The sequence below is a fragment of the Bradyrhizobium sp. USDA 223 genome (assembly GCF_044909005.1).
Taxonomy (GTDB): Bacteria; Pseudomonadota; Alphaproteobacteria; order Rhizobiales; family Xanthobacteraceae; genus Bradyrhizobium; species Bradyrhizobium yuanmingense.
In genome coordinates this window covers 2809341-2835267 of record NZ_JBIYDR010000001.1, presented here as the reverse complement: position 1 = coordinate 2835267, position 25927 = coordinate 2809341, and the positions used below count along the sequence as shown (strand labels likewise).

Genomic DNA, 25927 nt, shown 5'->3' with positions numbered 1-25927 from the left:
GAATGTCTCGCTGTTGCAGGGACGATCCGTTGCTGCGAAGGTCGGCTATAGGCCCTTCTCGGACCTCCTGTTATGTCCGCTACTGCGCCGCTGTTGGGGGATAAGCAGACATCGCGGATTTAAGAGTTCACGCGCTAGCTCGGCGCCATCCCGCCGCCGGTCAGCGCCTTCCGGATCATCTCCGCGAGCTGGTTGCGCCGGTAGGGCTTGGTCAGCAGCAGCACGCCGTCGTCGAGCTTGCCGTGATGGACGATGGCGTTGTCGGTGTAGCCGGAGGTGTAGAGCACCTTCACGCCCGGCCGGCGCCTTGCCACCTCTTCGGCGAGTTCGCGGCCGCTCATGCCGCCGGGGATGACGACGTCGGTGAAGAGCAGGTCGAAGCTCTGGCCGGCCTCGATCAGGTCCAGCGCCGCCTTGCCGTCGGGCGCGGCGACCGTCTTGTAGCCGAGGCTCTGCAGCTGCGCGGTGACGAAGTTGCGGACCAGCGGATCGTCCTCGACCACGAAAATAGTCTCGGCGCCGCCTTCGGCCGTCGGCGTGACGCCGGCTGCGACGTCCGCGGCGCCTTCGCCCGGCGGCAGATAGAGCTTGATCGTGGTGCCGTGGCCTTCCTCGCTGTAGATCTTGATGTGGCCGCCGGATTGCTTGACGAAGCCGTAGACCATGGAGAGGCCAAGGCCGGATCCCTTGCCGACCTCCTTGGTGGTGAAGAAGGGCTCGAACGCCATCTGCTGCACGTCAGGGGGCATGCCGGTGCCGGTGTCGCTGACCGCGAGCATGATGTAGGGGCCCGCTGCCACGTCGGCATTGGCCAGCGCATAGGCCTCGTCGAGCACGACGCGGTGGGTCTCCAGCAGCAGCTTGCCGCCGCCCGGCATGGCGTCGCGGGCGTTGATCGCCATGTTGAGCACGGCGTTGGTGAGCCTGGACGGATCGATATGCGTCGTCATCGGCCCCTGTTCCAGCACGGTCTCGATCTGGATCTGCTCGCCGAGGGTGGGGCGCAGGAGCTTTGCGATGTCCGAGATCGCGGCGTTGATGTCGACGTTGCGCGGCTCGAGCGGCTGCCGGCGCGCGAACGCCAAGAGGTGCTGGATCAGCTCGGCGCAGCGTTCGGCGGCATCGTCGATCAGCCGGGCCGTGCGCTGCAGCTCGGGCTGGTCGTTCAGGTTCTCCACGAGTGTCTCGGTGTTGCCGGAGATGACCGTGAGCATGTTGTTGAAGTCGTGCGCGACGCCTCCGGTCAGCTTGCCGATCGCATCCAGCTTCTGCGACTGGTGCAACTGCCGCTCGGTCTCGCGCGAGGTCGTCGCATCGTGATAGACCAGCACGGCGCCGGAGATGTTGCCTTGCCCGTCCCGCATCGGCCGGCCGCTGACCATGAGATGGCGCGGCGGGTTGCCGCTGTGCGGGCGGACGATCATCTCCAGCTCTTCGAACTGCTCGCCGCGCAGCACGCGCGTCGATGGCAGCTCGTCGGCCGGAAGCGGCGTGACGCCGTCGCCGTGAAACACGTCGGACAGCGCGCGCAGATTGCCGACGTTCATGCCGGTGCGATGCAGCAGCATGCGCTCGGCGGCCGGATTGGAGAGCAGCACGGTGCCCTCGGCGTCGATGACCAGCACCGCCTCCGCCATGCTGCGAAACGTGCTCTGGAGCACGTTGACCGACAGGCGCAATTCGTCATGCGCGGCGACGAGGTGCTCGGTGCGTTCGGCCACCGCCGCCTCGAGCGCCGCCTTGGCGGCTTGGGTCTGCTCGAGCGAGCTCTGGAGCTCACCGGTCGTGCGGCGGCTTTCGCGCATCACCAACGCGACCAGGAGCAGGATCAGCACGGCGCCGGCGACGTCGATGCCGAGCAGCACGACGCCGGTGCGGCGCGAATCCTGGGAGCGGGCGGCGAGCAGGCGTTCTTCCTCCGCGCTCAGGCGGTCGAGATTGCGCATCACCGTGTCCATGAGGCCGCGGCCCTCGGCCTTGCTGTTGAGCGCGGCAATGCCGGCCTGGTCGTCGGCGGCCCGCAGGCGCATCGCGGTGGCGGCGATCTCGATCCGGCGCAGCGCCAGCGGCTCGGTGCCCTCAAGCAGGGCGACCTGATCGGGGGTGTCGCGCACGTCGCGCTTGAGCTCGGCGAGGGCCGGCGCGATCTTGGCGTGCACCGCCTGGAACTCGTCGCTGAAGCCCTGGCTGCGATAGAGTTCGTAGCCGCGCGCGGCGCTCTCGGCCCGGCGCAGCAGCACGCGCAGATCGGAGATCTTCTTTTGCACCTGGACGGTGTGGTTCACCGACGCCGCGTCGGACCGCGACTTGACGTCGAGGGCGATCGACGCCGCGGTGATGATCAGGAGGATGGCAAGTCCAGCACCGAGAATGACGCGCTGCGTTGGGATCAAGGGGCTTCTTTCTGGTCCTTCGGCGGCGCGCTCGCGTCCGCGCCGGCGAGGCATTCCCGGATCGTGGTCAGCAACGCTTCCGGCGTGAACGGCTTGCGCAGGCAGCGCGTTGCGCCGAGTTCCAGCGCCATGCGGAGAAAATCGGGAGAGGGCGAGGCGGACGAGGCGAAGGCATAGCCCGACATCGCGATCAGCGGCGTGGCAGGGGCGCGCTCGTGAAAGATGCGGATGGATTCGAAGCCGCGCATATGCGGCATGAAGATGTCGACCAGCATGACGTCGAAGGCTTGCGATTCCAGCGCAGCCAGTCCTGTTTCGCCGCCGTCGGTCAGCGTGACGTCGAAGCCCTGACGTTGGAGGAGGACCTCGATGGTCGCGCCGACCATCGGATCGTCATCAACCACGAGAATACGCGGCATGACACTTCCCAGAAGATCGAAGTCCCCACTGTGGTTTGTGATATCCGCGAATCGTGGGTCCGGTCAATTTGCGATTGGATCGCGCAAGGTATGCACGGTTTGGTGCATAAAGGTCCATTTGCATCGATTTGTATTTATCCGTGCACGCGAGATCGAGCCGAAGCGAGTGAGGAAGACGCCGGTCGCGCAAAAGGCGCCGCATCGCTGCGACGCCTTTCGCCTCTCGTCTCGGCGATCTGCTTACGGGCAAGGATGCCGCCGGCCGTCGTATCCGAGATAGGTGCCCGAGGCCGGGTCGTAAGATTTGAACCGCCGCGCGCAATAGGCGGGGTCGCCGCCGCCATCCTGCACCACGGCCACCGTCGGTTCGTCATAGTAGCCGTAGTAGTAGGGATCATCGTAATAGCCGTAGCCGCTGCCGTAATAGGCGTAGGAGCCGAGGCCGCCGAACGCGGCGCCAGCCGCGAAGCCCGGCCAGAAGCCGCCGTGGCGATGGTGATGGTGGCGGCCGCCGTGCCAGTGACGACCGCTCCAATTGCCGCTGCCGCCCTGCCAGCTGCCGCTGCCGCCCTGCCAGTTGCCCGCGACTGCAGCGCTACGGGTCCCACTGAAGCTTGGCGAGATAGCGGCACGGTCTGCCGCGCCCCCGACGAAACTGCCACCGCCCGGACGAACCGCGCCCCCGGCTGCGAAATTGCCACCGCCCGGGCGCATCGCGGCTCCGCCCCCGAAACCGCCGCCACCGCCCTGGAACGCGGCGCCGCCGCCGCCCATGCGGGCGCCGCCACCGAAGCCGCCGCCTCCGCCACCGACTGCGGCACCTCCGCCGCCGATCGCGGCACCTCCGCCACCGACCGCGGCGCCACCGCCCGCTCCGACCGCGGCGGCACGACTCTGCTGCGCAATGCTCGGGCTCGCCAAGGGAAGAACCAACGCCACCGTCGCAGCGGCACTCAATAATTTCAGATTGTTCATGGTAAACTCCTTTCCCGGAAAGCAACCCTGCGAAAGCGCGTGGGTTCCTGGGATCACGCCGGTTTGCGCGCGCATGGAGCCTCAGGTCCCGCCGCTGTATCGGGCATGAATGAATCGCGTCCGCTTTGCGGCAGGGGTGTGCGCGGCAGGCGGACTTGCCGGGGGCGCCGACGCGCCTGCCGAACTGGACATTTCGCCCCCCGGATGGCATCAGGACCCCACGAAGCAGGGCCCTTGCCGCATGAAACAATTCTTTCTCAAGTTCTTCACCTGGTGGAATGGCCAGACCTTTGGCACCCAGCTCTGGACCAAGCGGTATGGCGAGCTGGTCGGCGAGGACGAGCAGGGCAACCGTTACTACCGCACGCAGGGCGGGGCGATCGATCCAACGCTCGGCTTCGAGCGGCGCTGGGTGATCTATAACGGCTATGCGGAAGCGAGCCGGATTCCGCCGTCCTGGCATGGCTGGATCCACCATGTCGTCGACAAGCCGCCGACCGAGATCGATTACCAGCCGCGCGAGTGGGAAAAGCCGCACCAGCCGAATCTCACCGGCACAGCGAAGGCCTATCGGCCCTCCGGCTCGACGCTCGCCAGCGGCAGGCGTCCCAAGGCGACCGGCGACTATCAGCCCTGGACGCCCGGCTAGTCCTTTCGTCCCACCCACGAACCATCGTCAAAAGCGGATGCATATGCATCCGCGCCGCGCCGCTGTGGACAACGGGAACAGCGGGGACGCCGCTTGCGCGGCCGTTGCCTCGGGGCGGGCGATGCGGCTCAATGATCCCATCTTACGGAGATGGGAGACCATCGCGTTCGGTTCGGGCAACAGTTCGCGACTGTCCCGAGATGCAGCGGCCGCCGAGGAAGGACTCGATCGGGAGATAGGCCCCCGGTCTGGAAGCTCCGACATCGCCCGATGTGAATGTGCAGCCACCGTGAGACAGGAAAGGCCGCTCGGGAAACCGAGCGGCCTTTTTCTTTGGGAGAGGTCCAGGAAGGGTCACGTGCCCGGACGCAGCGCAGCGCTTCTTTAGCGATGTGCTGCAGAGCCGGGGGCCCATGCTGCAACGGACCCCGCAGCTTCCTGGGTCCCGGCTCTGCGCAGCAGCGTTGCACGCTGCAGCGCGTCCGGGACACGAGGGTCGCAGCTAGTTCACCCGCACGGCCGCGCGCTTCACCGCCTCGAGCCGTTGCGCCTGGTTTTGCGCGCCGCGCTCCCTCAGCAGCGCCCGCACTTCAGCCGGCGCGGTGTCGGGCGATCCCGCATTGAACGGCGGGGCTGGATTGTATTCCATCTGCAGCTGGATCGCTTCGGCCGTGGTGCGATTGACCATGATCGAGACCAGCGTCAACGCGAAATCGATGCCTGCGGTGACGCCGCCACCGGTGATGCGGTTGCGATCGACGCAGACGCGGGTCTTGGTCGGCGTCGCGCCGAACTGCGCGAGCATCTCCATTGCGCTCCAATGGGTGGCGGCGCGGTAGCCCTTCAAGAGGCCCGCGGCGCCAAGGGCCAGCGATCCCGTGCACACCGAGGTGACGTACTTGGCGCCTGCCGCCTGCCTGCGCAGGAATTCGAGCACGTCCTCGTCGTTGAGAAGGTCGTTGGTGCCCTGGCCGCCCGGCACGCAGATGACATCGAGCTGGGGGCAATCCGCAAAGGTCGTGGTCGGCGTCAGCGTCAGCACGGAATCGCTCGGCACCGGCTCGATCCGCTTCCAGATCAAGTGCAGCTTTGCGTCCGGCACCATGGCGAACACCTGCAAGGGGCCGGTGAAGTCGAGCTGGGTGACGCGCGGAAATACCAGGATTCCGATCTGGAGCGGTGACGACATGGGAGCCTCCGATAATGCGCTTGACGCCGGCAGAATGGCATGGTGCCTTTCTGTCAGAAATGGCATAATTCCCTCGCTTTCGGACATGCGTTACGGGTTGGCCCATGATCGGCATCCTGATCTTTCCAGACTTCCAGCTGCTCGATGCTTCGGGCCCGATCTCGGCGTTCGAGATTGCAGCGCGCTGCATCGGCAAGGCGCCAGCTATCCGCGTTCTCGCTGCCAAGCCGGGGCTGGTGCGCAGCTCGTCGGGCGTCGAGATGATGGCGCGTGACTTCAAGACCGCGAACGCGATCACGACGCTCGTCGTGGCCGGCGGCATGGGCGTCGCGGAGGCCGCGCGCTGCGAGATCACGCGGGCCTTCGTGCAGCGGCTGGCGCGGCGCGGCGTGCGGGTCGCGAGCGTCTGCTCGGGTGCCTTCGTGCTGGCCGAGGCGGGGCTTCTCGATGGCCGCCGCGCCACCACCCATTGGGGACGGACGCGCGATTTCATCGCGCGTTTTCCCAAGGTGAAGTTCGAGCCGGACCAGATTTTTACCCGCGACGGTAATGTGTGGACATCCGCAGGTATCACCGCAGGGATCGACCTCGCGCTCGCGCTGGTCACCGAGGACCACGGTGAGGAGATCGCGCAAGCGACCGCGCGCCAGCTCGTGCTGTACCATCGCCGCAGCGGCGGCCAGTCGCAATTCTCGTCGCTGCTGGAGCTGAAGGCGCCGAACGGTCGCTTCGGTGCACTGCTATCCTGGGCGCGCGAAAATCTCGACGCGCCGCTGACGGTGGAGGAGCTCGCCGATCGCGCCGGAATGAGCGCACGGCATTTTGCCCGCGCCTTCGCCGCCGAGACAGGCACGACGCCGTCCAAGGCGATCGAGCGGCTCAGGCTCGAAGTCGCGCGCGAGCGCGTGCAGTCCTCGCGCGAGGCGATCGAGCGCGTGGCGGAGGTGACCGGCTTCCGCGACCCCGAGCGCATGCGGCGCGCCTTCATCCGCGCCTATGGCCAGCCGCCGCAGGCCCTGCGGCGCGCGGCGCGGGCGGGGTAGGGGCACCCGGCACAGACCTCCCTTCCAGGACGCCGGCCGCTTCGGCACGAACGTCAGCTCTGCGGTCAGCCGAATTCCTTGCCGACCTCTCGTCCGACGGAGGCAATCACCTCATTCTGGCCGCTGAAATCGACAGAGGCGCCCGTGAGATAAACTGCCACGATGAGCGCCGAACGCTGAGGTGGCCATGCGATCGCGACGTCGTTGTTGGTGCCGTGGCCGCCCGTTCCGGTCTTGTCGCCCACGCGCCAGCCCTGCGGCAAGCCGGCGCGCAATCGGCTGTCGCCTGTCTTGTTCGCGATCATCCATTTGGACAGCTGCTCCCGACCTGCCGGCGGGAGCGCGTTGCCGAGCACCAGACGCCTGTAATTCTCAGCCATCGCGTTTGGACTCGTCGTGTCGCGAACATCGCCGGGCGCAGCTTCGTTCAACTCGGTCTCTACGCGGTCCAATCGGGTCACGTCGTCACCGAGGCTGCGCGCGAAGGCGGTCAAGCCGGCGGTGCCTCCTATGTTCCTGAGAAGCAGGTTCCCCGCCGTATTGTCGCTCCTCGTAATGGCAGCCTCGCAGAGTTCGCGCAGCGACATGCCTTCCGGACCGACATGCTCACGGGTGATCGGCGAATTCTCGACGATGTCGGATTGTTCGATGCGGACGCGGCGATCGAGGCCGTCCAGCTTGTCTCCCAGCCTCTTCAATATTGCTGCGGACGCAAGCACCTTGAAGGTGCTGCACATCGGAAATCGTTCGTCTCCCCTATGATGAATCGACGCGCCGGTTTGCGTGTCGAGCACGGTGACGCCGAGCCGGCCGCCGCTTTCAAGTTGTCTGATGGCCTCCAACAGTCGTGTTGTTTCGAGTGTCGCAGCGCTCGAAGCGTTCGAGAGGAAGAAATGTCCCGCGAGCACAAGTGTGGATGATCCGAACTGACGTCGCGTTAGCATCGTGAACTCCCATTGAAACTGCGCTTTTTTGCTGCGTGCTCCCGCGATTGACAAACGATGCTTCGTAAGGCCAACCATAAGTAAAACTTGGATCAGACGTGGCCCGCCGACCTCCCAGCGTTTCCAATCTTCCGCTGAACGCACTTCGTGCTTTCGAGGCGGCAGCGCGCCACCTCAGCTTCACCAAGGCCGGCCTGGAACTCCGTGTGTCGCAGGCCGCAGTGAGCCAGCAAGTGCGAACTCTGGAGCGAAGCCTGCGTGTGGAGCTGTTCAGGCGGCTCACGCGAGGGCTTGCCCTTACGGAGGAAGGCGAGGCGCTGTTGCCTGCCATTTCCGATGCTTTCGGTCGCATCAACCAGGTGCTGGATCGTTTCGAAAATGGCCGCATGCGGGAGACGCTGATGATCGGCGTCGTCGGAACGTTCGCAGCAGGCTGGCTCGTTCCTCGCATCAAGACTTTCACCTCGAGCCACCCGCAGGTCGATATCAGGATCTTTGCGAACAACAATCGTGTCGATCTCGGCGCCGAGGGTTTGGACTTCGCCATTCGATTTGGCGACGGCGCCTGGCACGGTACCAACGCAGAGCGCTTGGTCGATGCTCCCTTCACTCCGATGTGCACGCCAGCGATGGCGAAGCGTCTCAAAGACCCGATCGATCTCCATCAAGAAGTGCTGCTGCGGTCCTACCGATCCGGCGAGTGGACACAGTGGTTCGAGGCAGCGAAATGCAGCCAGCCGCGCATGACGGGTCCGATGTTCGATTCATCGATTTCCTTGGCGCATGCTGCGGCTCGCGGAGGCGGGGTCGCACTTTTGCCGGTCATCTTGTTCTCGGAGGAGGTCGCCCGGAAACGCCTGGCCTGTCCCTACAACACGCGCGTCCATCTTGGGTCGTACTGGCTCACGTCCCTCAAATCAAAGCGGCACACGCACGCGATGCAGGCATTCCGGCAGTGGATATTGGCCGAATGCAAGAGGATGGGAATCAAGTGAACTTGCGCAGTCCGCCTTGCTCAAGCGGACTGCGGCGATGTTCACTTATCCGGCTTTTCGCTCACGATGGCGCCAGTTTTGGGATCGGCGTGGAATTCCATCTTCTGGCCGTTCTTGACTCCCTCGCCCTCCCACTGGCCATCGTCGGCTTCAAGCTTGGTGACCTGTGAATAGCCGGACTCCATGAGCTTGGCTTTCACTTGTTCCATCGGCATCCAGTCAGGTCCGGGTTGATCGGCCCTCGCTGCCGAGCCCATGGCAAGCGAGCCGAGAACCAGAATCATGGCGAACTTCATCGCTAACCTCCTTGCGGTTAGAGGCTTCAACCGGGGTCCTGAACGGATGTTCCTCCCCTGCGTCGGTGCGACGCGAACGAGGGTGCGTCAGTCTTGGTTGCCTCGTCGGGCGCATTTGCGCGCACTCTCAGTCGCCGCGCGATCGGCATCAGCATGTAGGGCGCAAGGTGAATCGGAAACTGCGTCAGCGCGAAATAGAGCCAGGTGGTGGGCGGCAATGCGCCGGCGGTTGCCGCCAGCATCAGGCCGAGATTGCGCTGTGACACCATCAGGCCGATGGCGAAGGCGCGCTCGGTGCCGGCGCGCCGAAAGATCAATGTCGTGACCGCGAGCAGGGTGAAATAGACCGCGAAGGCGAGCAGTGCGACAGTGATCGCAAACAGCGGATCAGCGACGAAATCGTGCGCCACGTCGCCCATGACGGCGGATGCGAAGACCAGCAGGATGAGGATGTTGAAGCCGTCGATCGGCCGCTTGTGGCGCTGGATCGCCTCGGTGCCGAACAGGCGGCGGATGACGGTCGCGGCCAGCAGCGATGCGGCGAGGATTCCGAGCAGCTTCAGGCCGAGCGCGAGCGGCGAGATGCTGAGCATGCCGCCGAGAAAGAGGCTCGCGAACAGCGAGGCGGTGAAGGGCACGAGCGCGGTCGCGGTGACCAGGGTGACCAGCGGCAGCGTGGCGTCGAGGCCGATCAGCGCGGCGAGCGCGGGCGCTGCCATCATCGGCGAAGCCATGCCCTGGAGCATCAGCGCGAGGAAGAGACCGGGTGAGCTTTTGTCGAGCCCGCTTCCCTGGGCGAGGAGGGCGACGATCAGCGGCACACCGATCGTGGTCCAGGCCGTGGCGGCCGCGACCAGCGCCGGCCGGCGCAGATGTCCGTACAGCGCGACGAGATCGACGCGCATGAAGGAGATGCAGAGCAGAAGGAAGATCGCCTCGGTGACGTAGGGGCGCAGCAGCGCGCCGAGCGGCGGCACCGCGACCGCGATGAAGGCAATCGCCGCCACCGCGCGCGTGCCCTGGCCACCGAGCCATGCGAGGGCACGCAGGGGGAGGGCGAGGGCGGCTTCGAGGAGGGAGGGCATTTCTGTCGGGATTGTCGGTTCGGGGGCATACCCGCATTCGGCCCCGGGGAGGGGGCTCACGACTATCCCATCCGGGAGCCGGCCTGGCCAGACCGGGCCGGGAAGGGCAGGGATGCCGCCCTTCCCCCGCCGTATTCGGCGTGTTAACCGGAGGGCCTGCGAGCGGCGGTATCCCCTGTAGAATGTCCAACGAGCCCGATTCGCTGTTGAAGCCGCGCGAAATGTTCAAAACCTTTTCCCTGACCGGTCTTGCGGCGCTTTTGGCCGCCACCGCACTGACGGCTGCGACGCCGGCAAGTGCGCAGATCGGCACGATCTTCTCCGATCCGCCGCCACTGCGGCCGCCCGGCAGCATTCCGCGCGGCCAGCCCCAGCCGCAGCAGATGCCCGAGGACGACGAAGAGGTGCCGGAGCTGCCGCCGCAGGGCCGGGTGCTGCCGTCGCGCCCGATGCCGCCGCCTCCGGGCCGGCAGGGCAACGTGATGCCCGGGCCGGTCGAGACCCAGCCCCTAGCACCGCCGCCGGGCTCGACCCTCGCGCCGCCGAACCAGCCGCCCTCAGCCGCGATCAATCCGCCGGGTCCGCAAGGCGCTCCCGGAGCGCCCGGTCAGCGGCAGCCCCAGCAGAAGGGCGGCGTGCCGCAGACGCCGGCCAGCCTCCAGCCGGGCGACGAGGTCGTGACGGAGCCGCCGGCCCAGAAGATCGTGAACAAGAAGGCGACCTTCTCCGGCCTCGACAAGATCACCGGGCGCATCATCAATTTCGACGAGGAGATCGGCGAGACCGTCCAGTTCGGTGCGCTCCGCGTCAAGACCAACGCCTGCTACACGCGTCCGGCGACTGAAGCGGCCAACACCGACGCCTTCGTCGAGGTCGACGAGATCACCTTGCAGGGCGAGGTGAAGCGGATCTTCTCGGGCTGGATGTACGCGGCGAGCCCCGGCCTGCACGGCGTCGAGCATCCGATCTACGACATCTGGCTGACCGACTGTAAAGAGCCGCAGCAGACCGTGGCGACGGCGGCACCGGATCCGGCCGCGGCCAAGCCGCCGCCACCGCCGCCCACGCAGAAGAAGGCCGCGCCCAAGCAGGTGCAGCAGCGCCCGCCGCAGCCGCTGCCGCCGATCCAGCAGCAGCAACCGGCGCCGCCACCGCCGCCACCACCGGAGCAGCGCCCAGGCCTGTTCGGCATCCCCGGATTTGGCCGCTAGCGAGGCGTTCGTTATTGCCGCGAAGCGATGATTTCGAGGGCGCTCGCGCCCGGGATCGCTTCGCCGGCGGAGAGCTTCAGGAAATCGCCGGGCTCGCCGGCCAGCGCCCTGTCGAGCAGCGCGGTGTAGCGTCGCCGTGAGATCTCGACGGCGCCGAAGCTCTTCAGGTGCTCGGTGACATATTGGGTGTCGAGCAGCTCGAAGCCGCCGTGAATGAGCCGCGCGACCAGATGCACCAGCGCGACCTTCGAGGCATCGCGCACGGTGTGGAACATGCTCTCGCCGAAGAAGGCCCGCCCCAGACTGACGCCGTAGAGACCGCCGACGAGCTCGTCGCCCTGCCAGGCTTCGACGCTGTGGCAATGGCCGAGCTCGAACAGCCCGCCATAGAGGTCGCGGATGCGCTTGTTGATCCAGGTGTCCTCGCGGCCCACTTGCGGCGCCGCGCAGCCGGCGATGGTCGCCTTGAACGCGGTGTTGACGGTGACGCGAAACTGATCCGAGCGCACCGTGCGCGCAAGGCGCGAGGCGACGCGGAAGCCGTCGAGCGGGATGACACCGCGTAGCTCCGGCTCGACCCAGAACAGGGTCGGATCGTCGGCGCTTTCCGCCATCGGAAAGATGCCGCAGGCATAAGCGCGCAGCAGCACGGCCGGCGTGATTTCAGACGGGGCGGAGTCGCGCGAAGTCATGGCTTGCCATCATAGCAGGATCGCAATGCAGTTGCGATGGGTGCGGCCGGACCGCTCAGCTCGCGGCAGCGGTGCTGGTCTTGCCGACGCTGGCGGGCAAGCGGCCGAACTTCAGCACGACCCGGGTTCCGGAATGCGCGGGATCGCGCTCGACCGTGGCGTCGAGCTTGGTGGCCATGGCCGCGACGATGCGCTGGCCCATGCCGGTGGAGCGCGGATCGGCCTTGGCGTTGTCGCCGACGCCGTCGTCGGTGATCGAGAGCAGGAGGTCGTCGCCTTGCGAGATCAGCTCGACATGGATCGGGCCGGCGCCGTCGGGGTAGGCGTATTTCACCGCGTTCATCACCAGCTCGTTGACGATGATGCCGACGGCGACCGCACGGTCCGGATCGATCTCGATCGGCTCGGCCTTCAGCGTCAGGCGCGACATGCGGTTGCCTTCGGCCGACCGCCTGAGATCCTCGAGCAGCGAGTCCAGATATTGATTGAGGACCACGCTCTTGAGGTCCTGCGAGGTGTAGAGGCGGCGGTGCACCTGGGCCACCGCGGCGACGCGACCCATCGCGTTGGTCAGCGCCGCCTTGACCTCGTCCTGCGCGGCGGAGCTTGCCTGCAGGTGCAGCAGCGAGGCGATGATCTGAAGCGAGTTGCCGACGCGGTGGTTGACCTCGCGCAGCAGGAGCTCGCGTTCGGCGGCGAGCGCCGCGTAGCGGTCGCGCGAGGCGTGGATCTCGGCCTCGGCTTCCTCGCGCGCCCGTTGCAGCTCGGCCTGGCGTAGCGCGCCTTCGGCCGCGACGTGGAGGAGCGGGATGAAGTCGCCCTGGACGTCCTTGACCAGATAGTCGGCCGCTCCGGCCTTGAGCGCCGTCACCGCAATGCTGGAATCCTGCGAGGCGGTCACGAACACGACGGGCGGCGCGTCCGGGATCGCCATGATCTGCTCAAGCGTCTCGAGCCCGTCGAGGCCCGGCATGTACTGATCGAGCGCGACGACGTCGATGCCGCCTTCGGTGCTGTTCTGGGCGGCGGCACGGCGGATGCGCGCGAGCCCTTCCTCGCCGCTCGCGGCATGGACGACCCGGAACCCGCGCCGCGTCAGGCCGCGATCGACCAGGCGCGCCAGCGCCCCGTCGTCGTCAATGTAGAGCAGTGTCGGCGTGCGCTGGTTCATGTGGCGGCGGGCGGGACCTGGATGACCGAGAAGAACAGACCGAGCTGCCGGATGGCGTTGGCGAAATTCTCGTAGTTGACGGGCTTGGTGATGTAGACGTTGCAGCCGAGCTCGTAGCAGCGCTTGATCTCCTGGGAATCGTCGGTGGTGGTCAGCACCACCACGGGCGAGGCCTTCAGGTATTTGTTCTCCTTGATCTGCTTCAGGATGTCGATCCCGGTCATGTCGGGGAGGTTGAGGTCGAGCAAGATCAGGAGCGCGTTGCCCTTCTGCACGAGCCCGGAGCCGTCGGCGCCGAACAGGTGCCGCATGGCGTCGGTCCCGGTGGTGAAGGAGACGATCTCGTTGTTGACGCCCGAGCGGCGGATGTTGCGCTCGATCAGACGGGCATGGCCCTCGTCGTCCTCGACCATGATGATGGTGACAGGCTGGGTCATCGATCTCTGTTCCGGTTGCTCACGTTCCAGGCGATCGGCAGCGTGATCGTGAAGGTGCTGCCCGTGTTGAGTTCCGATGATACCGACATGGTGCCGCCGAGGCGACGCACAAGTGCACGCACATGGGCAAGACCAATGCCCTGGCCGGGCTTGTCCTGGGTTCCCGCGCGGCGGAACAGGTCAAATATCCGCTGGTGGTCCTTGGGATCGATGCCGCGGCCGTTGTCGCTGACCTCGAAGATAGCGTAGCCGAGCTTGGTCCGCCCGCGGATTCTGATCTCGCCGGGCACGCCGGGCTTGAGATACTTGATGGCATTGTCGATCAGGTTGGAGAAGATCTGCTCGAGGGCGAGACGGTCGCTCACGAGGTCCGGCAGGGGCTCGACGTGAATCTCGGCCTGCGCCTCGGCGGCCTGGTGCGCCAGCGTCGTCACGATGGCCTCGATCAACTCGCGCGTGTCGACCTTCACCGGCTGGAATTCGCGCCGGCCCTCGCGGGTGAGATTGAGGATGGCCGAGATCAGCCGGTCCATCTTGGCGATCGACGATTTGATGAAGCCGAGCGCTTCGGAGAAATCCTCCTGGAGCTGCTTGTCGCCGCCCTCCAGCGCGATCTCACCCGGCGCGGCGGGCGCGAGCGGCGCTCCTTCCGCGGGGGCGTGCGCGAGGCTGCCGATGCGGCGGAAGATGTCGCCGCCGAGCTCATCGAGCTCGCTGGTGAAGCCCATGATGTTGACGAGTGGCGAGCGCAGATCATGGCTGACGATATAGGCAAAGCGCTGGATTTCGTCGTTGGCCTCGCGCAGGTCCGCCGTGCGTTCGTCGACGACGGTCTCGAGGTTGGCGTAGGCCTCGCGCAGGCGCGCTTCGGCTTCGTCGCGCACGCGTGCCGAACGCCGCACCAGCCAGATCGAGATCAGCGCCAGCACCACAACGAGGCCGGAGCCGATTCCGGTCATCGAGGCGGCCAGGGTCTGGCTGCGGTCGGAGTTGGTCGTGCGGAGGCGGAACAGCCGCTCCTCCTCCCGCATCATCGTGTTGGCGACGCTGGCGATCCTCGCCGTGGCGTCCTGGGCTGCCAGCTCACGCACCAGTGCCGTGGCCTTGTCCGCCTGGCCTTGCCGAATGAAGGCCATTTCCTGCGCGAACTGGCTGAGCCGGGTTTCAATCGCCGTGCTCAGCTTCTCGACATTCTCGCGTTGCCCCGGATTGTCGACGCTCTGGCGGGTGAGCTTGTCGAGGGCCGGGATGATGGCGGCCACGGCCTTTTCATGATCAGTCCTGAAGTTGTCTTCCCCGGTCAACAGGTAGCCACGGGCGCCGCTCTCTGCACGTCGGATCTCCAGCAGCAGGGCATTGATCTGGTTCTCCACCTCGATGGTGTGAACCACCCATTTGCTATCCTCCCGCGCCTTGTTGACGAGGTAGACGGAACCGGCGCTGATCACGGTCAGCACCAAAAGGCCCGCCGCGAACAGCAGGATCTGCCAGAATGCGCGCCGTCGCTGGCCTTCAGCCGTCACGACGGTTCACCTGTCTGCAGGCAATGGAGTTCAAAACGCCCCCTTGGAACTGCCCCAACCATCCAGAACGCGATTGGAGGCAAGGGGTTCCATGAGAGCATGTGATTATCGCGGCGCTGGTTCCGCCTTGCCGGCCAGGTACTGCTCCAGCCAGTGGATGTGGTAGTCGCCGTTGATGATGTCGGCTTCGCGCACCAGCGCGCGGAACAGCGGCAGCGTGGTCTCGATGCCTTCGACCACCATCTCGTCCAAGGCGCGGCGCAGCCGCATCAGGCATTCGGCGCGGGTCTTGCCGTGCACGATCAGCTTGCCAACGAGGGAGTCGTAATAGGGCGGGATCGTGTAGCCCTGGTAGACGGCGGAATCGATCCGCACCCCGAGGCCGCCGGGCGGATGATATTGCAGGATCCGGCCGGGCGAGGGGCGGAAGGTCTGCGGATTCTCGGCGTTGATGCGGCACTCGATCGCATGGCCGATGACCTGGACTTCGTCCTGCCTGGCCGGCAGGTCGCCGCCGGCGGCGATGCGGATCTGCTCCAGCACGAGGTCGATGTCGGTGATGCTCTCGGTGACGGGATGTTCCACCTGGATGCGGGTGTTCATCTCGATGAAGTAGAACTCGCCGTCCTCGAACAGGAATTCGATGGTGCCGACGCCGAGATATTTCATCTCGCGCATCGCTTTCGCGCAGGTCTCGCCGATCTTGGCGCGCGCGGCGGCAGCGAGCACGGGCGAGGGGCCTTCCTCCCAGACCTTCTGGTGGCGCCGCTGCAGCGAGCAGTCGCGTTCGCCGAGATGGATCGCGCCGCCGCGGCCATCGCCGAGGATCTGAATCTCGATGTGGCGCGGCTTCTGCAGGTATTTTTCCAGATAGACGGAAGCATCGCCAAAGGCGGATTTGGCCTCGTTGGCCGCCGTCGACAGCGCCAGCTGCAGGTCGGCCTCGCTGTGCGCGACCTTCATGCCGCGGCCGCCGCCGCCCGCCGCCGCCTTCACCAGCACGGGGAAGCCGATTTTCCTCGCGATCGCCATCGCATCGTCGTCGGGACCGACGGCGCCGTCCGAGCCGGGCACCACGGGGATGCCGAGGCGCTTGGCGGTCTTCTTGGCCTCGATCTTGTCGCCCATCAGGCGGATGTGCTCGGCCTTCGGACCGATGAAGTGCAGATTGTGCTCGGCGAGGATTTCCGCAAAGCGCGCGTTCTCGGAGAGGAAGCCGTAACCGGGATGCACGGCATCGGCGCCGGTGATCTCGCAGGCCGCGAGCAGGGCGGGCACGTTGAGATAGCTGTCCTTGGACGCCGGCGGCCCGATGCAGACGCTCTCGTCCGACAGCCGCACATGCATGGCATCGGCGTCGGCGGTGGAGTGCACGGCGACGGTGGCGATCCCGAGCTCCTTGCAGGCCCTGAGGATGCGAAGGGCGATCTCGCCGCGGTTGGCTATGAGGATCTTGTCGAACATGTTGTCCTGCAGCGAATGGCGAGTGGCGAATGGCGAGTAGGGAAGGCTGACGCCATTCGCTATTCGCTATTCCCCATTCGCGTCACTCAATGATCACCAGCGGCTCGCCGTACTCGACCGGCTGGCCATCCTCGACCAGGATCTGCGTCACCGTGCCGGCGCGCGGCGAGGGGATCTGGTTCATCGTCTTCATGGCTTCGATGATCAGCAGGGTCTGGCCGACCGAGACCTTGGCGCCGACGTCGATGAACGGCTTTGCGCCCGGCTCCGGCGCCCAATAGGCCGTGCCGACCATCGGCGAGGTCACGGCGCCGGGATGCTTCGACAGATCGGCCGCGGCAGGGACCGCGGGGCTTGCTGCCAGCGGCAGGGCGGCCGGAGGAGCCGTCACCTGCATCGGCATGGTCGCGGCAACGCTGATGTTGCGGGCGACGCGCAGGCGCAGACCCGCTCGCTCGATCTCGATCTCGGTGAGGCTGGTCTCATCGAGCAGAAGTGCCAGCTCGCGGACGAGCGCGGAATCCTCGCTGGAAAACTTTGCGGCTGCTTTGTCGTCTGGCTGGCGCGCCATGTTGTTTGATCCGAATGTTCTGTTGGAAGGGAGCGTCAGGCGTTGGGCTTGATGCCGAGCTTGGCGGCAAGGCCCTGGATGGCGAGGCGGTAGCCCTCGATGCCGAAACCGCAGAGCGAGGCGAAAGCCGCGCGCGCAGTGTAGGAATGGTGACGAAAACTCTCACGGGCGTGGATGTTGGTCACGTGCACCTCGACCGTCGGAATCTGCACCGCGAGCAGCGCATCGTGCAGTGCGATCGAGGTGTGGGAATAGCCGCCGGCATTGATGATGATGCCCTTCATCTTGCGCCGATGCGCCTCGTGGATGAAATCGATCAGCTCGCCTTCGCGGTTGGATTGCCGGCAGTCCGCCTTCAGGCCGAACGTCGCGGCCGTGTCCCGGCACAGCGCCTCGACGTCGGCCAGCGTCGCATGGCCATACTTGTCGGGCTCGCGGGTCCCCAGCATGTTGAGGTTCGGCCCGTTCAGGACGAGGATCGTGTCGGTTGCAGGTTCGGCCATTCCAATCCCGGAAAGAGGTGTTTCGGCGTGGCGGGGGTTATAGGTAACAAAGCGCGTGAGGGGAAGCCTTGAAGGGCCTCAGGGGCGGGGTCAGCCACCTCATCCAGTGCGCAAAAACCTGTGCGGAAACTACGGAATTTGCTTGTTAACCAGGCTGAAGCATGGCTGCCGGGTGCATGCAAAGGGGCGGGCATCGCTGCCCGCCCCCAAGAGCTTGCCGGTGTCCGGCCTTAGACGTTCAGGACGGCCACGATCTCATAGGTGTCCGGATCGATGATCACGATCTCTTCCCGGACCAGGACGTACTTGTAGCTCCGCCATTCCGGATAGATCGACACGACCCGCGACGGCAGGGCGTGAAGGGTGATGCCCTCCCGCGGAATGCGGGTGCCGACCGAGATCGAGAAGTTCACGTTCGTCACCGGGGCGACGCGCTGCTCGCGGATCACCGAGGTGATCTGGGTCCGCTGCTCGGTCGAGAGCTTGGCAGCGGCGCCCGCCTGGCCAACCGTGGTCGAGCTCTGGCCCTGGACGTTCTGGGTCGAACTGGTGCCAGTCTGGCCCTGCGCGTTCTGGTTCGTGCTCGTGCCGGTCTGGCCTTGGACATTCTGGTTGGTGCTCGTGCCGGTGCCCTTCTGGGTCTCGGTGGTCGAGGTGCCGCTCTTGCTGCCCTCGGCCTTCATGTCCTTCTGGTCCTTAGCTCCGGACTTGCTGGTGTCCTGGCTCATGCTCTTGGACTTGTCCTGCTGGGACTTGTCCATCTGACCCTGCGCGCGGTCGTCGGTGCGCTGGCCCTTGGTGGTGCCAGACTTGTCCTCGGCCGCGTTCTTGTTCATCGCGCCGCCGGAGGGGCGTTCGTCCTTCATCGCGCCGGACTTGTCTTCGGACTTCATCGCGCCGGAGCCGCCGGCCTGGCCAACGGTCCCCTTGTCATGGCTCATGGAGTCCCGGCCCATCGACCCGCCGCGCTCGGCTGCGCCGCCGGAGGGTTGGGACTGCTGCATCTGCTGCGAGCCAGCGCCGCTGTCGCGGCCCTTGTCTTGTGCGTTCGCCAGACCGGTACCCGCCACCAGCGCGACTGCGGCAACCGAAATCATAAAGCGGTTCAACATCGAAATTCTCCTCACGTGTTCATTCGCGTCATTGCCCGCGCCGACAACGAAAGGAGATTTGAGTTGTTCCGGAACTTGGACTGTTCCGCGGCATTTGTTTGTTGAACGCCAGATGAATGACTTTGCACGAAAGCGCCAACGTTCCGCGCAAGAAAAAAGGCCGGCATGTCTGCCGGCCTTTTCTGTTCTCGCTATCGTAAAACGTGTGATCAGCAAGTCGCCTTGCCGCAACGGGCAATGCCGATCTTCTCCTTCAGGCTTTCGACGCCGACGGCACCGATCACGATCTGCTTGCCGATGACGTAGCTCGGCGTACCGTTCATGCCCATCGCTTCGGCGAGCTTGAAATTCTCCTCGAGGGTGGCGCGCACCTCGGGGCTGGCGATGTCCTTCTCGATGCGAGCCGTGTCGAGACCGGCTTCCTTGGCGGCTTGCATCGCGCGGGCCTTGTCGGCGGCGCCGCGGCCGCTGAGCAGCTTCTGATGGAAGTCGAGATATTTCTTGCCGGAGGGATCCTGCATGCGCACGGCGACCCCGACCTGCGCCGCTTCCACCGAGCCCTGGCTCAGCACCGGAAATTCCTTCAGCACCACCTTCAGCTTCGGATCGCCCTTCATGATGGTCAGCATGTCGTCCATCGCACGCTTGCAATAGCCGCAATTGTAGTCGAAGAACTCGACGAAGGTGACGTCGCCGTCCCTGTTGCCGAGCACGACCTGGCGTGGCGAGTTGAAGATCGCCTCGGCGTTCTGCGCGATGCTGGCTTGGTGCTTCTGCGTTTCGGCCGCGGCCTGGCGCTTGCTGAGCTCGGCCATGGCCTCCTCGAGCACCTCGGGATGGCTGACGAGATAGTTCTTGATGATCTTCTCGATCTCGGTGCGCTGGCTGTCGGAGAAACTGTCGGCCGAGGCGGGCACGGCTGCGCCGAACATGGCGAGCGCGAACAGGGCAGGAGCGAGCAGGCGCAGCGAAGGCATAGTCAAATCCTCTTATCCAAAGCAGGTTTCGAGAACGTCCCGGCGGATTCAAGCCCGGTGTCGTGACGTCGTGGTCGGGCGTCGTTCGAGTTTGCGTCAGTTGCGCGGCGGCTTCGCCGCCACGATGTCGTCGGCCTTGACCCATCCGGGGGTGCCGACGGCGAAACGTGTTTTCGCGCGCGTGGCAAGCTCGCGGGCGGTTTTGTTGTCGCCGCGCAAATATGCGGCCTGGGCCGAGGCGAGATCTGCCTCCGCATAATCTCCCTTCCGGCCATAGGCCATCGCGAGCTGGGTATAACCGAGCGCCGCCTCGGGCTCCCGGGCCACCGCGGCGCGGAGAATCCGAACGGCATCGTCGGTGTAGGCCTTATTATCGGTTCCGACCAGAGCCTGCCCAAGTAACATCTCGATGAGGGGGGCGTTGTTCGAGAGGGCGACGGCCTTGCGCAAGGGAGCGATCGCTTCGGCCGCCTTGCCGCTTTCCAGGAGCGCCTGGCCGCGCACCTCGTAGAAATACGGGTTGTTCGGCTGCACCTGGATCAGCGCGTCGATCTGGGCGAGCGCGCTGCGTAGATCACCGTGCAGATAGGTGCTGATGGCGCGGGCATAGCGCGCCGGCAGGCTGTCGTTGGTCTGGGGATAGCGGCGGTACACCGTCTCCGGCCGCTCCATGAAGGCGGAGATCTTGGCGCGGACCATGTCGTGCCGAAGCTGGAGCGCGGGATCGTCCTTCTTGTTCCAGTAGGGGCTGGAGCTTGCGAACTCCTGTAGCGCGGCGACGCGCTCGGCCGGCATCGGATGCGACTGCAGGTAGGGATCGGCACCGCGCGCAGCGAACAGGCTCTCGCTGGTGAAGCGCTTGAACGTCTCGTACATGCCCTTGGGCGATTGCTGGGTCGCAGCCAGGAACTTCACGCCGGCGCGGTCGGCATTCTCCTCCTGCTGGCGCTGGTAGGACAGCAGCGTGCGGCGGATCACCTCCTGCGGAGCGGCGATGGCGGCCGCGCCAGCATTGGCGAGCCCGTTGTTGCCTACGCCGCTGCGCTGCGTGCTGCCGGCCGCAATCGCGCCGGCGCCGAGCAGCATCGCGATGATCATCTGGGTCTGGGCGGCGGCGAGCTGCTCTCGCAGCTTGGACAGATGGCCGCCCGCCAGATGTCCGGTCTCGTGCGCGAGCACGCCGATGATCTGGTTCGGCGTCTCCGATTGCAGGATCGCGCCCCAATTGACGAAGATGCGGCGGCCATCCGCGACGAAGGCGTTGAACGAGCCGTCGTTGATGATCACCATCTGGATGTTGTGCTTCTCCAGACCCGCAACGCGCAGGATCGGACGCGTGTATTCGCGCAGCAGCTGCTCGGTCTCGGTGTCGCGCAGGACCGGCGGCCCCTTGGCCTGAGCGCGCGCGGCCGAGAACGGCGTCAGCGCGATCGCCGTGGCCGTGACGAGGGCGGTGAGGGCGGAGGCCTTCTTGCGCAATGCGATCTGGAGCGACATCAAGCGGTCTTGGTCAAAAGGGGCTCGGTCAAGTGATCTTGGTCAAGCAGTTCAGTGATTGGTTTTGGTGATTGGCGGCGGACCGGATACGCGATATGCCCTTGTGAACGGTGCCCTTATGAGCCGTACAATGCGGCCAGTCTGGGGCACAAGCGCCCCGTTTACGGACCGGACGGACCGGTTCGCCAGCCAATAGCAGAAATCGATGCGCGACGCGACATTGAGGAACCGGTTGGGGCAGTGGCTCGAGCCCTCCCGCCGCAGCGATGTTCCCCCGTTCATGGTGATGGACGTCATGGCCGCGGCGGCCCGAATCGAGGCCGCCGGCGGTCATGTGATCCATATGGAGGTCGGCCAGCCCGCGGCCGGCGCCCCCAGGACTGCGATCGCGGCCGCCCATGCGGCGCTCGAGGCCGGACGGATCGACTACACCTCCGCGCTCGGCATCCCCGGTCTGCGCGCGCGCATCGCGCGCCATTATCGCGGCACCTATGGCTGCGATGTCAGCCCCGAGCGGATCGTGGTGACGACGGGCTCATCGGGCGGCTTCATCTTGGCCTTCCTGTCGATGTTCGAACCTGGCGATCGCGTCGCCGTGACGGTGCCGGGCTATCCGCCGTATCGACATATCCTGACCGCGCTCGGCTGCGAGCCGGTGCTGATCGAGACCACGAACGAAACGCGTCACGCGCTGACCGGCGAGGCCCTGCTCGCGGCGCATCGCAAGGCACCGCTGAAGGGTGTTCTGGTCGGCAGCCCCGCCAATCCGACGGGCACGATGATGTCCCGTGAAGCGCTCGCCGGCCTGATCGCGGCGGCGGAAGATGCCGGCATCCGCTTCATCTCCGATGAGATCTATCACGGGCTCGATTACGCGTTGCCGGCCGTGACGGCGGCCGCGCTATCCGAGCACGCGCTCGTGATCAATTCGTTCTCGAAGTATTTTTGCATGACGGGCTGGCGCGTCGGCTGGATGGTGGTGCCCGAGATCCTTGTGCGGCCGATCGAGCGGCTACAGCAGAACCTCTCGATCTCGGTGCCCGCGCTGTCGCAGATCGCAGCGGAGGCTGCCTTCGACGGCACGGCCGAGATGGAGGCGATCAAGCACGGCTACCAGGAAAACCGGCGCGTCCTGATCGATGGCTTGCCCAAGGCCGGACTGACGAGATTCCTGCCGGCTGACGGCGCCTTCTATCTCTATGCCGACGTCTCGGATTTCACCTCGGACAGTTTTGAATTCGCAAAGCAGATGCTGGAGCAGGCGCGCGTGGCGACAACGCCCGGCCTCGACTTTGATCCTGTCCATGGCCGTTCATTCATCCGCTTTTCCTATGCACGCTCGCTCGATGAGATGCGGGAGGCAGTTGACCGGATCGCTCACTGGCTTAAATAGCCGCCAGTTTCGACAGCCCTCCGGAGTTCGACGTGCCTGACCGTTCCACCCCGTCCGCGGCAACGCCACATTCCTCTCTCGCCGCATTGATGTGGCCGACGCAACCGGGCGAAGCCGTCGGCACGCTGCGTGCCGTCGTGCTGATTGCGCTCGGCACCGCGCTGATGGCGCTGTCGGCCAAGGTAAATCTGCCGCTGCCCTACGTGCCAATGACGCTGCAGACTTTGGTGGTGCTGATGATCGGTGCCGCCTATGGCTGGCGCCTTGGCAGCGCAACCATGATCGCTTACCTCGCCGAGGGCGCGCTCGGACTTCCGGTGTTTGCAGGCCCTGTGGGTGGGATCGCGCCGCTCGTCGGGCCGACCGCAGGCTATCTGTTCGGTTTCGTTGTGGCAGCTTTCGTGACCGGTTGGCTCGCCGAGCGCGGCTGGGATCGCAGCGTCGTGCTGCTGTTTGCAGCGATGGCCGCCGGCCATGTGGTCATTCTTGCCGCCGGCTTCGGCTGGTTGGCCTTTGGCCTCGATCTCGGCGCAGCGAAAGCTTGGCAGGTCGGCATCGTGCCGTTCATTGCGGGTTCGCTGGTCAAGAATGCGCTCGGCGCGGCGTTGATGCCGGCCGCGCGCCGCATCGTCGATCGCCGCGGTTAAACCTGCCACAATTTGCAGCTCCAATTAACGGGCCGGCCAAGTTGATCTTGGCTGGCCCAGCGCTTTGAGGGGAAGTGAAACGATGACGACGACAACAATAGCGGAGGCGCCGGTCGCGCCGCCCGCCGCCAAGCCGTGGTACAAAGTCCTCTACATCCAGGTGCTGATCGCCATCGTGCTCGGCGCCATCGTCGGATGGCTGTGGCCGTCCGTCGCCACCAACGATTGGATCAAGGCGCTCGGCGACGGCTTCATCAAGCTGATCAAGATGGTGATCGCCCCGATCATCTTCTGCACCGTGGTCTCCGGCATCGCCCACATCCAGGACGCCAAGAAGGTCGGACGCATCGGCGTCAAGGCGCTGGTCTATTTCGAGGTCGTCTCGACCTTCGCGCTGGTGCTCGGCCTCGTCGTCGGCAATCTCGTCAAGCCGGGGTCCGGCTTCGGTGGCGGAGCGGCAAACGAAGCGGCGGTGGCCAATTACGCCAAGCAGGCCGCTGGACAAAAGTCCGTCGACTTCGTGCTGCACATCATTCCGGACACCGTGGTCGGCGCCTTCGCGCAAGGCGAGATCCTTCAGGTGCTGCTGTTCGCGGTGCTGTTCGGCTTTGCCTTGATGAGCCTCGGTGAGCGCGGCCACACCATCCGCAGCTTCATCGACGATGCCGCGCACGCGGTGTTCGGCGTCATCTCGATCGTGATGCGCGCGGCGCCGATCGGCGCGTTCGGTGCGATGGCCTACACGATCGGCAAGTTCGGCACCGGCGCGATCCTCAATCTGCTCGGTCTGATCGCGACGTTCTACGTCACGGCTGCGCTGTTCGTGTTCGTCGTGCTCGGCCTCATCGCGCGCATGGCCGGGTTCTCGATCTTCAAGTTCCTCGCCTACATCAAGGACGAGCTGCTGATCGTGCTCGGCACCTCATCCTCGGAAAGCGCGCTGCCGTCCATGATGGAGAAGCTGGAGCGGCTCGGCTGCTCCAAGTCGGTGGTCGGCCTCGTCGTGCCCACGGGCTATTCGTTCAACCTCGACGGCACCAACATCTACATGACGCTGGCGACGCTGTTCATCGCGCAGGCGCTCGGCGTCGAACTCTCCTTCGCCCAGCAGATGACCATCCTGGTCGTGGCGATGCTGACCTCGAAGGGCGCCTCCGGCATCACCGGCGCCGGCTTCATCACACTGGCGGCGACGCTCGCGGTGGTCGATCCGCGCCTCGTGCCGGGTATGGCGATCGTGCTCGGCATCGACAAGTTCATGAGCGAGTGCCGGGCGCTGACCAATCTGTGCGGCAACGGCGTCGCCTGCGTGATCGTCGCCTGGTGGGAAGGCGAGCTCGACCGCGACAAGCTCAACGCCAATCTCGCCAAGGAGATCGATCCGACCGACATGGAGACGGCGATCACCACGGACTGATCGGGCTCTGGCAGCGCGAGCTGCGCTATCAGACTTAAAGCAATAGGGCTGATCGAACTGCTCGATCAGCCCTTCTTCTGTGGGCTAAAATCGCTCGGGCCGATACGGCGTGGGATCGACCGCAGGCGTTTCGCCGCTCATCATCTCCGCGAGCAGGCGTCCGGTCGCAGGGCCCAGCGTGAAGCCCTGATGGCCATGGCCGAAATTCATCCAGAGGCCGGGGTGGCGCGGGGCGGGGCCGAGCACCGGCAGCATGTCGGGCGTGCAGGGCCTCGTGCCGAACCACGGATCCGGCTCGACCCGTTTGCCGAGGTCGATCAGCTCGCGCGCCGAGGCTTCGGCGCTGGCGAGCTGCACTGGTGTTGCGAGTGCGTCCGCGCCGGTCAATTCGGCGCCGGTGGTGATGCGGATGCCCTTGGCCATCGGCCCCATGGCGTAGCCACGGGCCTTGTCGACCAGCGGAAGGTCGAGCGAAGCGCCGCCGCTGTAATGCATGTGGTAGCCGCGCTTGCGCACCAGCGGGATGCGATAGCCGAATTTGTACAATAAATCAGGCGACCACGGCCCGAGCGTCACGACGGCGTGGGCAGCGTCGATGCGGCCCTGGTCGGTGTCCACTGACCAGCCGGTCGCGGTCTGTCGCAGCGACTGCGCATCACCGAGCACGATCCTGCCGCCGAGGCGCGCGAACAACTCGGCATAGGCCGTGACCAGCGCGCCGGGGTCGGACACGGTCCAGGTGTCGAGCCAATGGATCGCTCCCGGGAGATCGTCACGCAGGATCGGCTCGGCTCTGGCAAGCTCGCTGCCCGACAGCACGCGATAGTTCACGCCGAATTCACGCTGATCTTCTTCCGCCGCCTTGATCGAGAGATCCAACGAAGCGCGATCGCGAAACAGCGCTCGGTAGCCGGCGCGGCGGATGAGATTGTCGGCATGCGCCTCGCGGATCAGGGTGTCGTGCTCGGCCGTTGCGTAGGCGATCAGCCGTGCCCAGGCCTCGATCGCCTCGCGATGCCGCTTCGGCGCCGAATGCCACCAATAGCGGAGCAGGGGCTCGACGTGGAGATGCAGCGAAGAGAGGCTGTAGCGCACGTCGTTGGTGCGGCCGGTCGCGATCTTCAAGAGCGAAGCGAGGTCGCGCGGCATCGGATAGGGGCGTACCGCCTCGGCCTGGATCATTCCGGCATTGCCGTAGCTGGTCTCGCGGCCCGGCTCCCTGCGATCGACCAGCGTCACCGACCAGCCGCGCCGCTGCAGATGCAGCGCGGCGCCCACGCCCACCATGCCGCCGCCGAGAATGATCGCGCTTTGCATCGCAGCT

25 protein-coding genes are annotated in these 25927 nt (G+C 65.7%); 7 read left to right on the top strand and 18 right to left on the bottom strand.

Going from position 1 to position 25927, the window contains the following annotated elements; genetic code table 11:
* Nucleotides 1-134: 134 nt before the first annotated feature.
* The 3 genes from ABIA40_RS13030 to ABIA40_RS13020 all read right to left on the bottom strand — a co-directional run bounded on the left by ABIA40_RS13030 (nt 135) and on the right by ABIA40_RS13020 (nt 3787).
* The gene (locus ABIA40_RS13030) at nt 135-2393 is read right to left on the bottom strand and encodes a CHASE3 domain-containing protein (RefSeq protein ID WP_404541383.1); all 2259 of its coding nucleotides are present in this window, start codon (nt 2391-2393) and stop codon (nt 135-137) included.
* Complete coding sequence (locus tag ABIA40_RS13025) at nt 2390-2812, bottom strand: response regulator (RefSeq protein ID WP_157287617.1); 423 nt, start codon at nt 2810-2812, stop codon at nt 2390-2392. Before ABIA40_RS13025 ends, ABIA40_RS13030 begins: the two co-directional genes overlap by 4 nt.
* Before the next feature lie 240 nt (nt 2813-3052).
* Nucleotides 3053-3787 (bottom strand): BA14K family protein, encoded by a 735-nt coding sequence (locus tag ABIA40_RS13020; RefSeq protein ID WP_404541381.1) that lies wholly within the window; start codon nt 3785-3787, stop codon nt 3053-3055.
* 241 nt (nt 3788-4028) lie between these two features.
* Between ABIA40_RS13020 and ABIA40_RS13015 the strand changes: the two genes are divergently transcribed.
* Entirely contained in the window at nt 4029-4436 is a 408-nt protein-coding gene (locus ABIA40_RS13015; RefSeq protein WP_157288059.1) for an NADH:ubiquinone oxidoreductase subunit NDUFA12, read from the top strand.
* Nucleotides 4437-4938: 502 nt separating this feature from the next.
* Here the strand turns inward: ABIA40_RS13015 and ABIA40_RS13010 are convergent.
* A complete protein-coding gene (locus tag ABIA40_RS13010) occupies nt 4939-5625 on the bottom strand; it encodes a DJ-1/PfpI family protein (RefSeq protein ID WP_404541379.1) in 687 nt (228 codons plus the stop codon).
* A gap of 104 nt (nt 5626-5729) precedes the next feature.
* On the opposite strand from ABIA40_RS13010, the gene ABIA40_RS13005 reads away from it, so the two are divergent.
* A complete protein-coding gene (locus tag ABIA40_RS13005; RefSeq protein ID WP_404541377.1) occupies nt 5730-6668 on the top strand; it encodes a GlxA family transcriptional regulator in 939 nt (312 codons plus the stop codon).
* A gap of 65 nt (nt 6669-6733) precedes the next feature.
* Here ABIA40_RS13005 and bla read toward each other — a convergent pair whose 3' ends face one another.
* Nucleotides 6734-7612 (bottom strand): class A beta-lactamase, encoded by an 879-nt coding sequence (bla, locus tag ABIA40_RS13000; protein ID WP_404546225.1) that lies wholly within the window; start codon nt 7610-7612, stop codon nt 6734-6736.
* A 98-nt stretch (nt 7613-7710) separates the two neighbouring features.
* Between bla and ABIA40_RS12995 the strand changes: the two genes are divergently transcribed.
* A complete protein-coding gene (locus ABIA40_RS12995) occupies nt 7711-8607 on the top strand; it encodes a LysR family transcriptional regulator (protein WP_404541375.1) in 897 nt (298 codons plus the stop codon).
* A gap of 41 nt (nt 8608-8648) precedes the next feature.
* On the opposite strand, the gene ABIA40_RS12990 is transcribed toward ABIA40_RS12995, so the two are convergent.
* On the bottom strand, nt 8649-8903 hold the full coding sequence (locus tag ABIA40_RS12990) for a PepSY domain-containing protein (RefSeq protein ID WP_404541373.1): 255 nt from the start codon (nt 8901-8903) through the stop codon (nt 8649-8651).
* A gap of 26 nt (nt 8904-8929) precedes the next feature.
* The gene (locus tag ABIA40_RS12985) at nt 8930-9988 is read right to left on the bottom strand and encodes a Na+-dependent transporter (protein ID WP_404541371.1); all 1059 of its coding nucleotides are present in this window, start codon (nt 9986-9988) and stop codon (nt 8930-8932) included.
* A gap of 182 nt (nt 9989-10170) precedes the next feature.
* Here ABIA40_RS12985 and ABIA40_RS12980 point away from each other — a divergent pair, with 182 nt between their 5' ends.
* Nucleotides 10171-11199, top strand: coding sequence for a DUF2155 domain-containing protein (locus ABIA40_RS12980; protein ID WP_404541369.1), 1029 nt, complete (start codon nt 10171-10173; stop codon nt 11197-11199).
* Between the two features lie 11 nt (nt 11200-11210).
* On the opposite strand, the gene aat is transcribed toward ABIA40_RS12980, so the two are convergent.
* The 10 genes from aat to ABIA40_RS12930 form a co-directional block, all read right to left on the bottom strand.
* Nucleotides 11211-11891: a leucyl/phenylalanyl-tRNA--protein transferase gene (gene aat, locus ABIA40_RS12975; protein ID WP_271546745.1), complete on the bottom strand. Its 681-nt coding sequence runs from the start codon at nt 11889-11891 to the stop codon at nt 11211-11213.
* A 55-nt stretch (nt 11892-11946) separates the two neighbouring features.
* On the bottom strand, nt 11947-13062 hold the full coding sequence (locus ABIA40_RS12970) for a sensor histidine kinase (protein WP_404541367.1): 1116 nt from the start codon (nt 13060-13062) through the stop codon (nt 11947-11949).
* Nucleotides 13059-13499 carry a response regulator gene (locus tag ABIA40_RS12965; protein ID WP_036000093.1) on the bottom strand — a complete coding sequence of 147 codons (441 nt, stop codon included), beginning with the start codon at nt 13497-13499 and terminating at the stop codon, nt 13059-13061. Before ABIA40_RS12965 ends, ABIA40_RS12970 begins: the two co-directional genes overlap by 4 nt.
* Nucleotides 13496-15022, bottom strand: a complete 1527-nt coding sequence (locus tag ABIA40_RS12960; RefSeq protein ID WP_404541365.1) for a CHASE3 domain-containing protein — start codon at nt 15020-15022, stop codon at nt 13496-13498. Before ABIA40_RS12960 ends, ABIA40_RS12965 begins: the two co-directional genes overlap by 4 nt.
* A 105-nt stretch (nt 15023-15127) precedes the next feature.
* Nucleotides 15128-16486, bottom strand: a complete 1359-nt coding sequence (accC, locus tag ABIA40_RS12955; RefSeq protein ID WP_157285924.1) for an acetyl-CoA carboxylase biotin carboxylase subunit — start codon at nt 16484-16486, stop codon at nt 15128-15130.
* An 82-nt stretch (nt 16487-16568) separates the two neighbouring features.
* Nucleotides 16569-17057, bottom strand: coding sequence for an acetyl-CoA carboxylase biotin carboxyl carrier protein (gene accB / locus ABIA40_RS12950; protein WP_157285923.1), 489 nt, complete (start codon nt 17055-17057; stop codon nt 16569-16571).
* A gap of 35 nt (nt 17058-17092) precedes the next feature.
* Entirely contained in the window at nt 17093-17560 is a 468-nt protein-coding gene (aroQ, locus tag ABIA40_RS12945) for a type II 3-dehydroquinate dehydratase (protein WP_157285922.1), read from the bottom strand.
* A 230-nt stretch (nt 17561-17790) separates the two neighbouring features.
* A complete protein-coding gene (locus ABIA40_RS12940; protein ID WP_404541362.1) occupies nt 17791-18672 on the bottom strand; it encodes a DUF1236 domain-containing protein in 882 nt (293 codons plus the stop codon).
* Nucleotides 18673-18881: 209 nt separating this feature from the next.
* A complete protein-coding gene (locus ABIA40_RS12935; RefSeq protein WP_036022886.1) occupies nt 18882-19649 on the bottom strand; it encodes a DsbA family protein in 768 nt (255 codons plus the stop codon).
* Between the two features lie 96 nt (nt 19650-19745).
* Nucleotides 19746-21146 (bottom strand): M48 family metalloprotease, encoded by a 1401-nt coding sequence (locus ABIA40_RS12930; protein ID WP_404541360.1) that lies wholly within the window; start codon nt 21144-21146, stop codon nt 19746-19748.
* Between the two features lie 205 nt (nt 21147-21351).
* Here ABIA40_RS12930 and ABIA40_RS12925 point away from each other — a divergent pair, with 205 nt between their 5' ends.
* The 3 genes from ABIA40_RS12925 to ABIA40_RS12915 all read left to right on the top strand — a co-directional run bounded on the left by ABIA40_RS12925 (nt 21352) and on the right by ABIA40_RS12915 (nt 24603).
* Nucleotides 21352-22539 (top strand): pyridoxal phosphate-dependent aminotransferase, encoded by a 1188-nt coding sequence (locus ABIA40_RS12925; protein WP_404541358.1) that lies wholly within the window; start codon nt 21352-21354, stop codon nt 22537-22539.
* An 89-nt stretch (nt 22540-22628) separates the two neighbouring features.
* Complete coding sequence (locus ABIA40_RS12920) at nt 22629-23186, top strand: biotin transporter BioY (RefSeq protein WP_404546223.1); 558 nt, start codon at nt 22629-22631, stop codon at nt 23184-23186.
* A gap of 82 nt (nt 23187-23268) precedes the next feature.
* Nucleotides 23269-24603, top strand: a complete 1335-nt coding sequence (locus tag ABIA40_RS12915; RefSeq protein ID WP_404541356.1) for a dicarboxylate/amino acid:cation symporter — start codon at nt 23269-23271, stop codon at nt 24601-24603.
* Between the two features lie 84 nt (nt 24604-24687).
* On the opposite strand, the gene ABIA40_RS12910 is transcribed toward ABIA40_RS12915, so the two are convergent.
* On the bottom strand, nt 24688-25920 hold the full coding sequence (locus ABIA40_RS12910) for an FAD-binding oxidoreductase (protein ID WP_271546725.1): 1233 nt from the start codon (nt 25918-25920) through the stop codon (nt 24688-24690).
* Nucleotides 25921-25927 lie beyond the last annotated feature (7 nt).

Bases quoted from the DNA above. Each gene is read 5' to 3' on its own strand.
- ABIA40_RS12935 (WP_036022886.1), bottom strand. From the start codon at position 19,649: ATGCCTTCGCTGCGCCTGCTCGCTCCTGCCCTGTTCGCGCTCGCCATG.
- accB (WP_157285923.1), bottom strand. From the start codon at position 17,057: ATGGCGCGCCAGCCAGACGACAAAGCAGCCGCAAAGTTTTCCAGCGAG.
- ABIA40_RS12990 (WP_404541373.1), bottom strand. From the start codon at position 8,903: ATGAAGTTCGCCATGATTCTGGTTCTCGGCTCGCTTGCCATGGGCTCG.
- ABIA40_RS12940 (WP_404541362.1), bottom strand. From the start codon at position 18,672: ATGTTGAACCGCTTTATGATTTCGGTTGCCGCAGTCGCGCTGGTGGCG.
- bla (WP_404546225.1), bottom strand. From the start codon at position 7,612: ATGCTAACGCGACGTCAGTTCGGATCATCCACACTTGTGCTCGCGGGA.
- ABIA40_RS13010 (WP_404541379.1), bottom strand. From the start codon at position 5,625: ATGTCGTCACCGCTCCAGATCGGAATCCTGGTATTTCCGCGCGTCACC.
- ABIA40_RS12980 (WP_404541369.1), top strand. From the start codon at position 10,171: ATGTCCAACGAGCCCGATTCGCTGTTGAAGCCGCGCGAAATGTTCAAA.
- ABIA40_RS13015 (WP_157288059.1), top strand. From the start codon at position 4,029: ATGAAACAATTCTTTCTCAAGTTCTTCACCTGGTGGAATGGCCAGACC.
- aroQ (WP_157285922.1), bottom strand. From the start codon at position 17,560: ATGGCCGAACCTGCAACCGACACGATCCTCGTCCTGAACGGGCCGAAC.
- accC (WP_157285924.1), bottom strand. From the start codon at position 16,486: ATGTTCGACAAGATCCTCATAGCCAACCGCGGCGAGATCGCCCTTCGC.
- ABIA40_RS12920 (WP_404546223.1), top strand. From the start codon at position 22,629: ATGTGGCCGACGCAACCGGGCGAAGCCGTCGGCACGCTGCGTGCCGTC.
- ABIA40_RS12930 (WP_404541360.1), bottom strand. From the start codon at position 21,146: ATGTCGCTCCAGATCGCATTGCGCAAGAAGGCCTCCGCCCTCACCGCC.
- ABIA40_RS12925 (WP_404541358.1), top strand. From the start codon at position 21,352: ATGCGCGACGCGACATTGAGGAACCGGTTGGGGCAGTGGCTCGAGCCC.
- ABIA40_RS13005 (WP_404541377.1), top strand. From the start codon at position 5,730: ATGATCGGCATCCTGATCTTTCCAGACTTCCAGCTGCTCGATGCTTCG.
- ABIA40_RS12985 (WP_404541371.1), bottom strand. From the start codon at position 9,988: ATGCCCTCCCTCCTCGAAGCCGCCCTCGCCCTCCCCCTGCGTGCCCTC.
- ABIA40_RS12915 (WP_404541356.1), top strand. From the start codon at position 23,269: ATGACGACGACAACAATAGCGGAGGCGCCGGTCGCGCCGCCCGCCGCC.
- ABIA40_RS13020 (WP_404541381.1), bottom strand. From the start codon at position 3,787: ATGAACAATCTGAAATTATTGAGTGCCGCTGCGACGGTGGCGTTGGTT.
- aat (WP_271546745.1), bottom strand. From the start codon at position 11,891: ATGACTTCGCGCGACTCCGCCCCGTCTGAAATCACGCCGGCCGTGCTG.
- ABIA40_RS12970 (WP_404541367.1), bottom strand. From the start codon at position 13,062: ATGAACCAGCGCACGCCGACACTGCTCTACATTGACGACGACGGGGCG.
- ABIA40_RS12965 (WP_036000093.1), bottom strand. From the start codon at position 13,499: ATGACCCAGCCTGTCACCATCATCATGGTCGAGGACGACGAGGGCCAT.
- ABIA40_RS13025 (WP_157287617.1), bottom strand. From the start codon at position 2,812: ATGCCGCGTATTCTCGTGGTTGATGACGATCCGATGGTCGGCGCGACC.
- ABIA40_RS12910 (WP_271546725.1), bottom strand. From the start codon at position 25,920: ATGCAAAGCGCGATCATTCTCGGCGGCGGCATGGTGGGCGTGGGCGCC.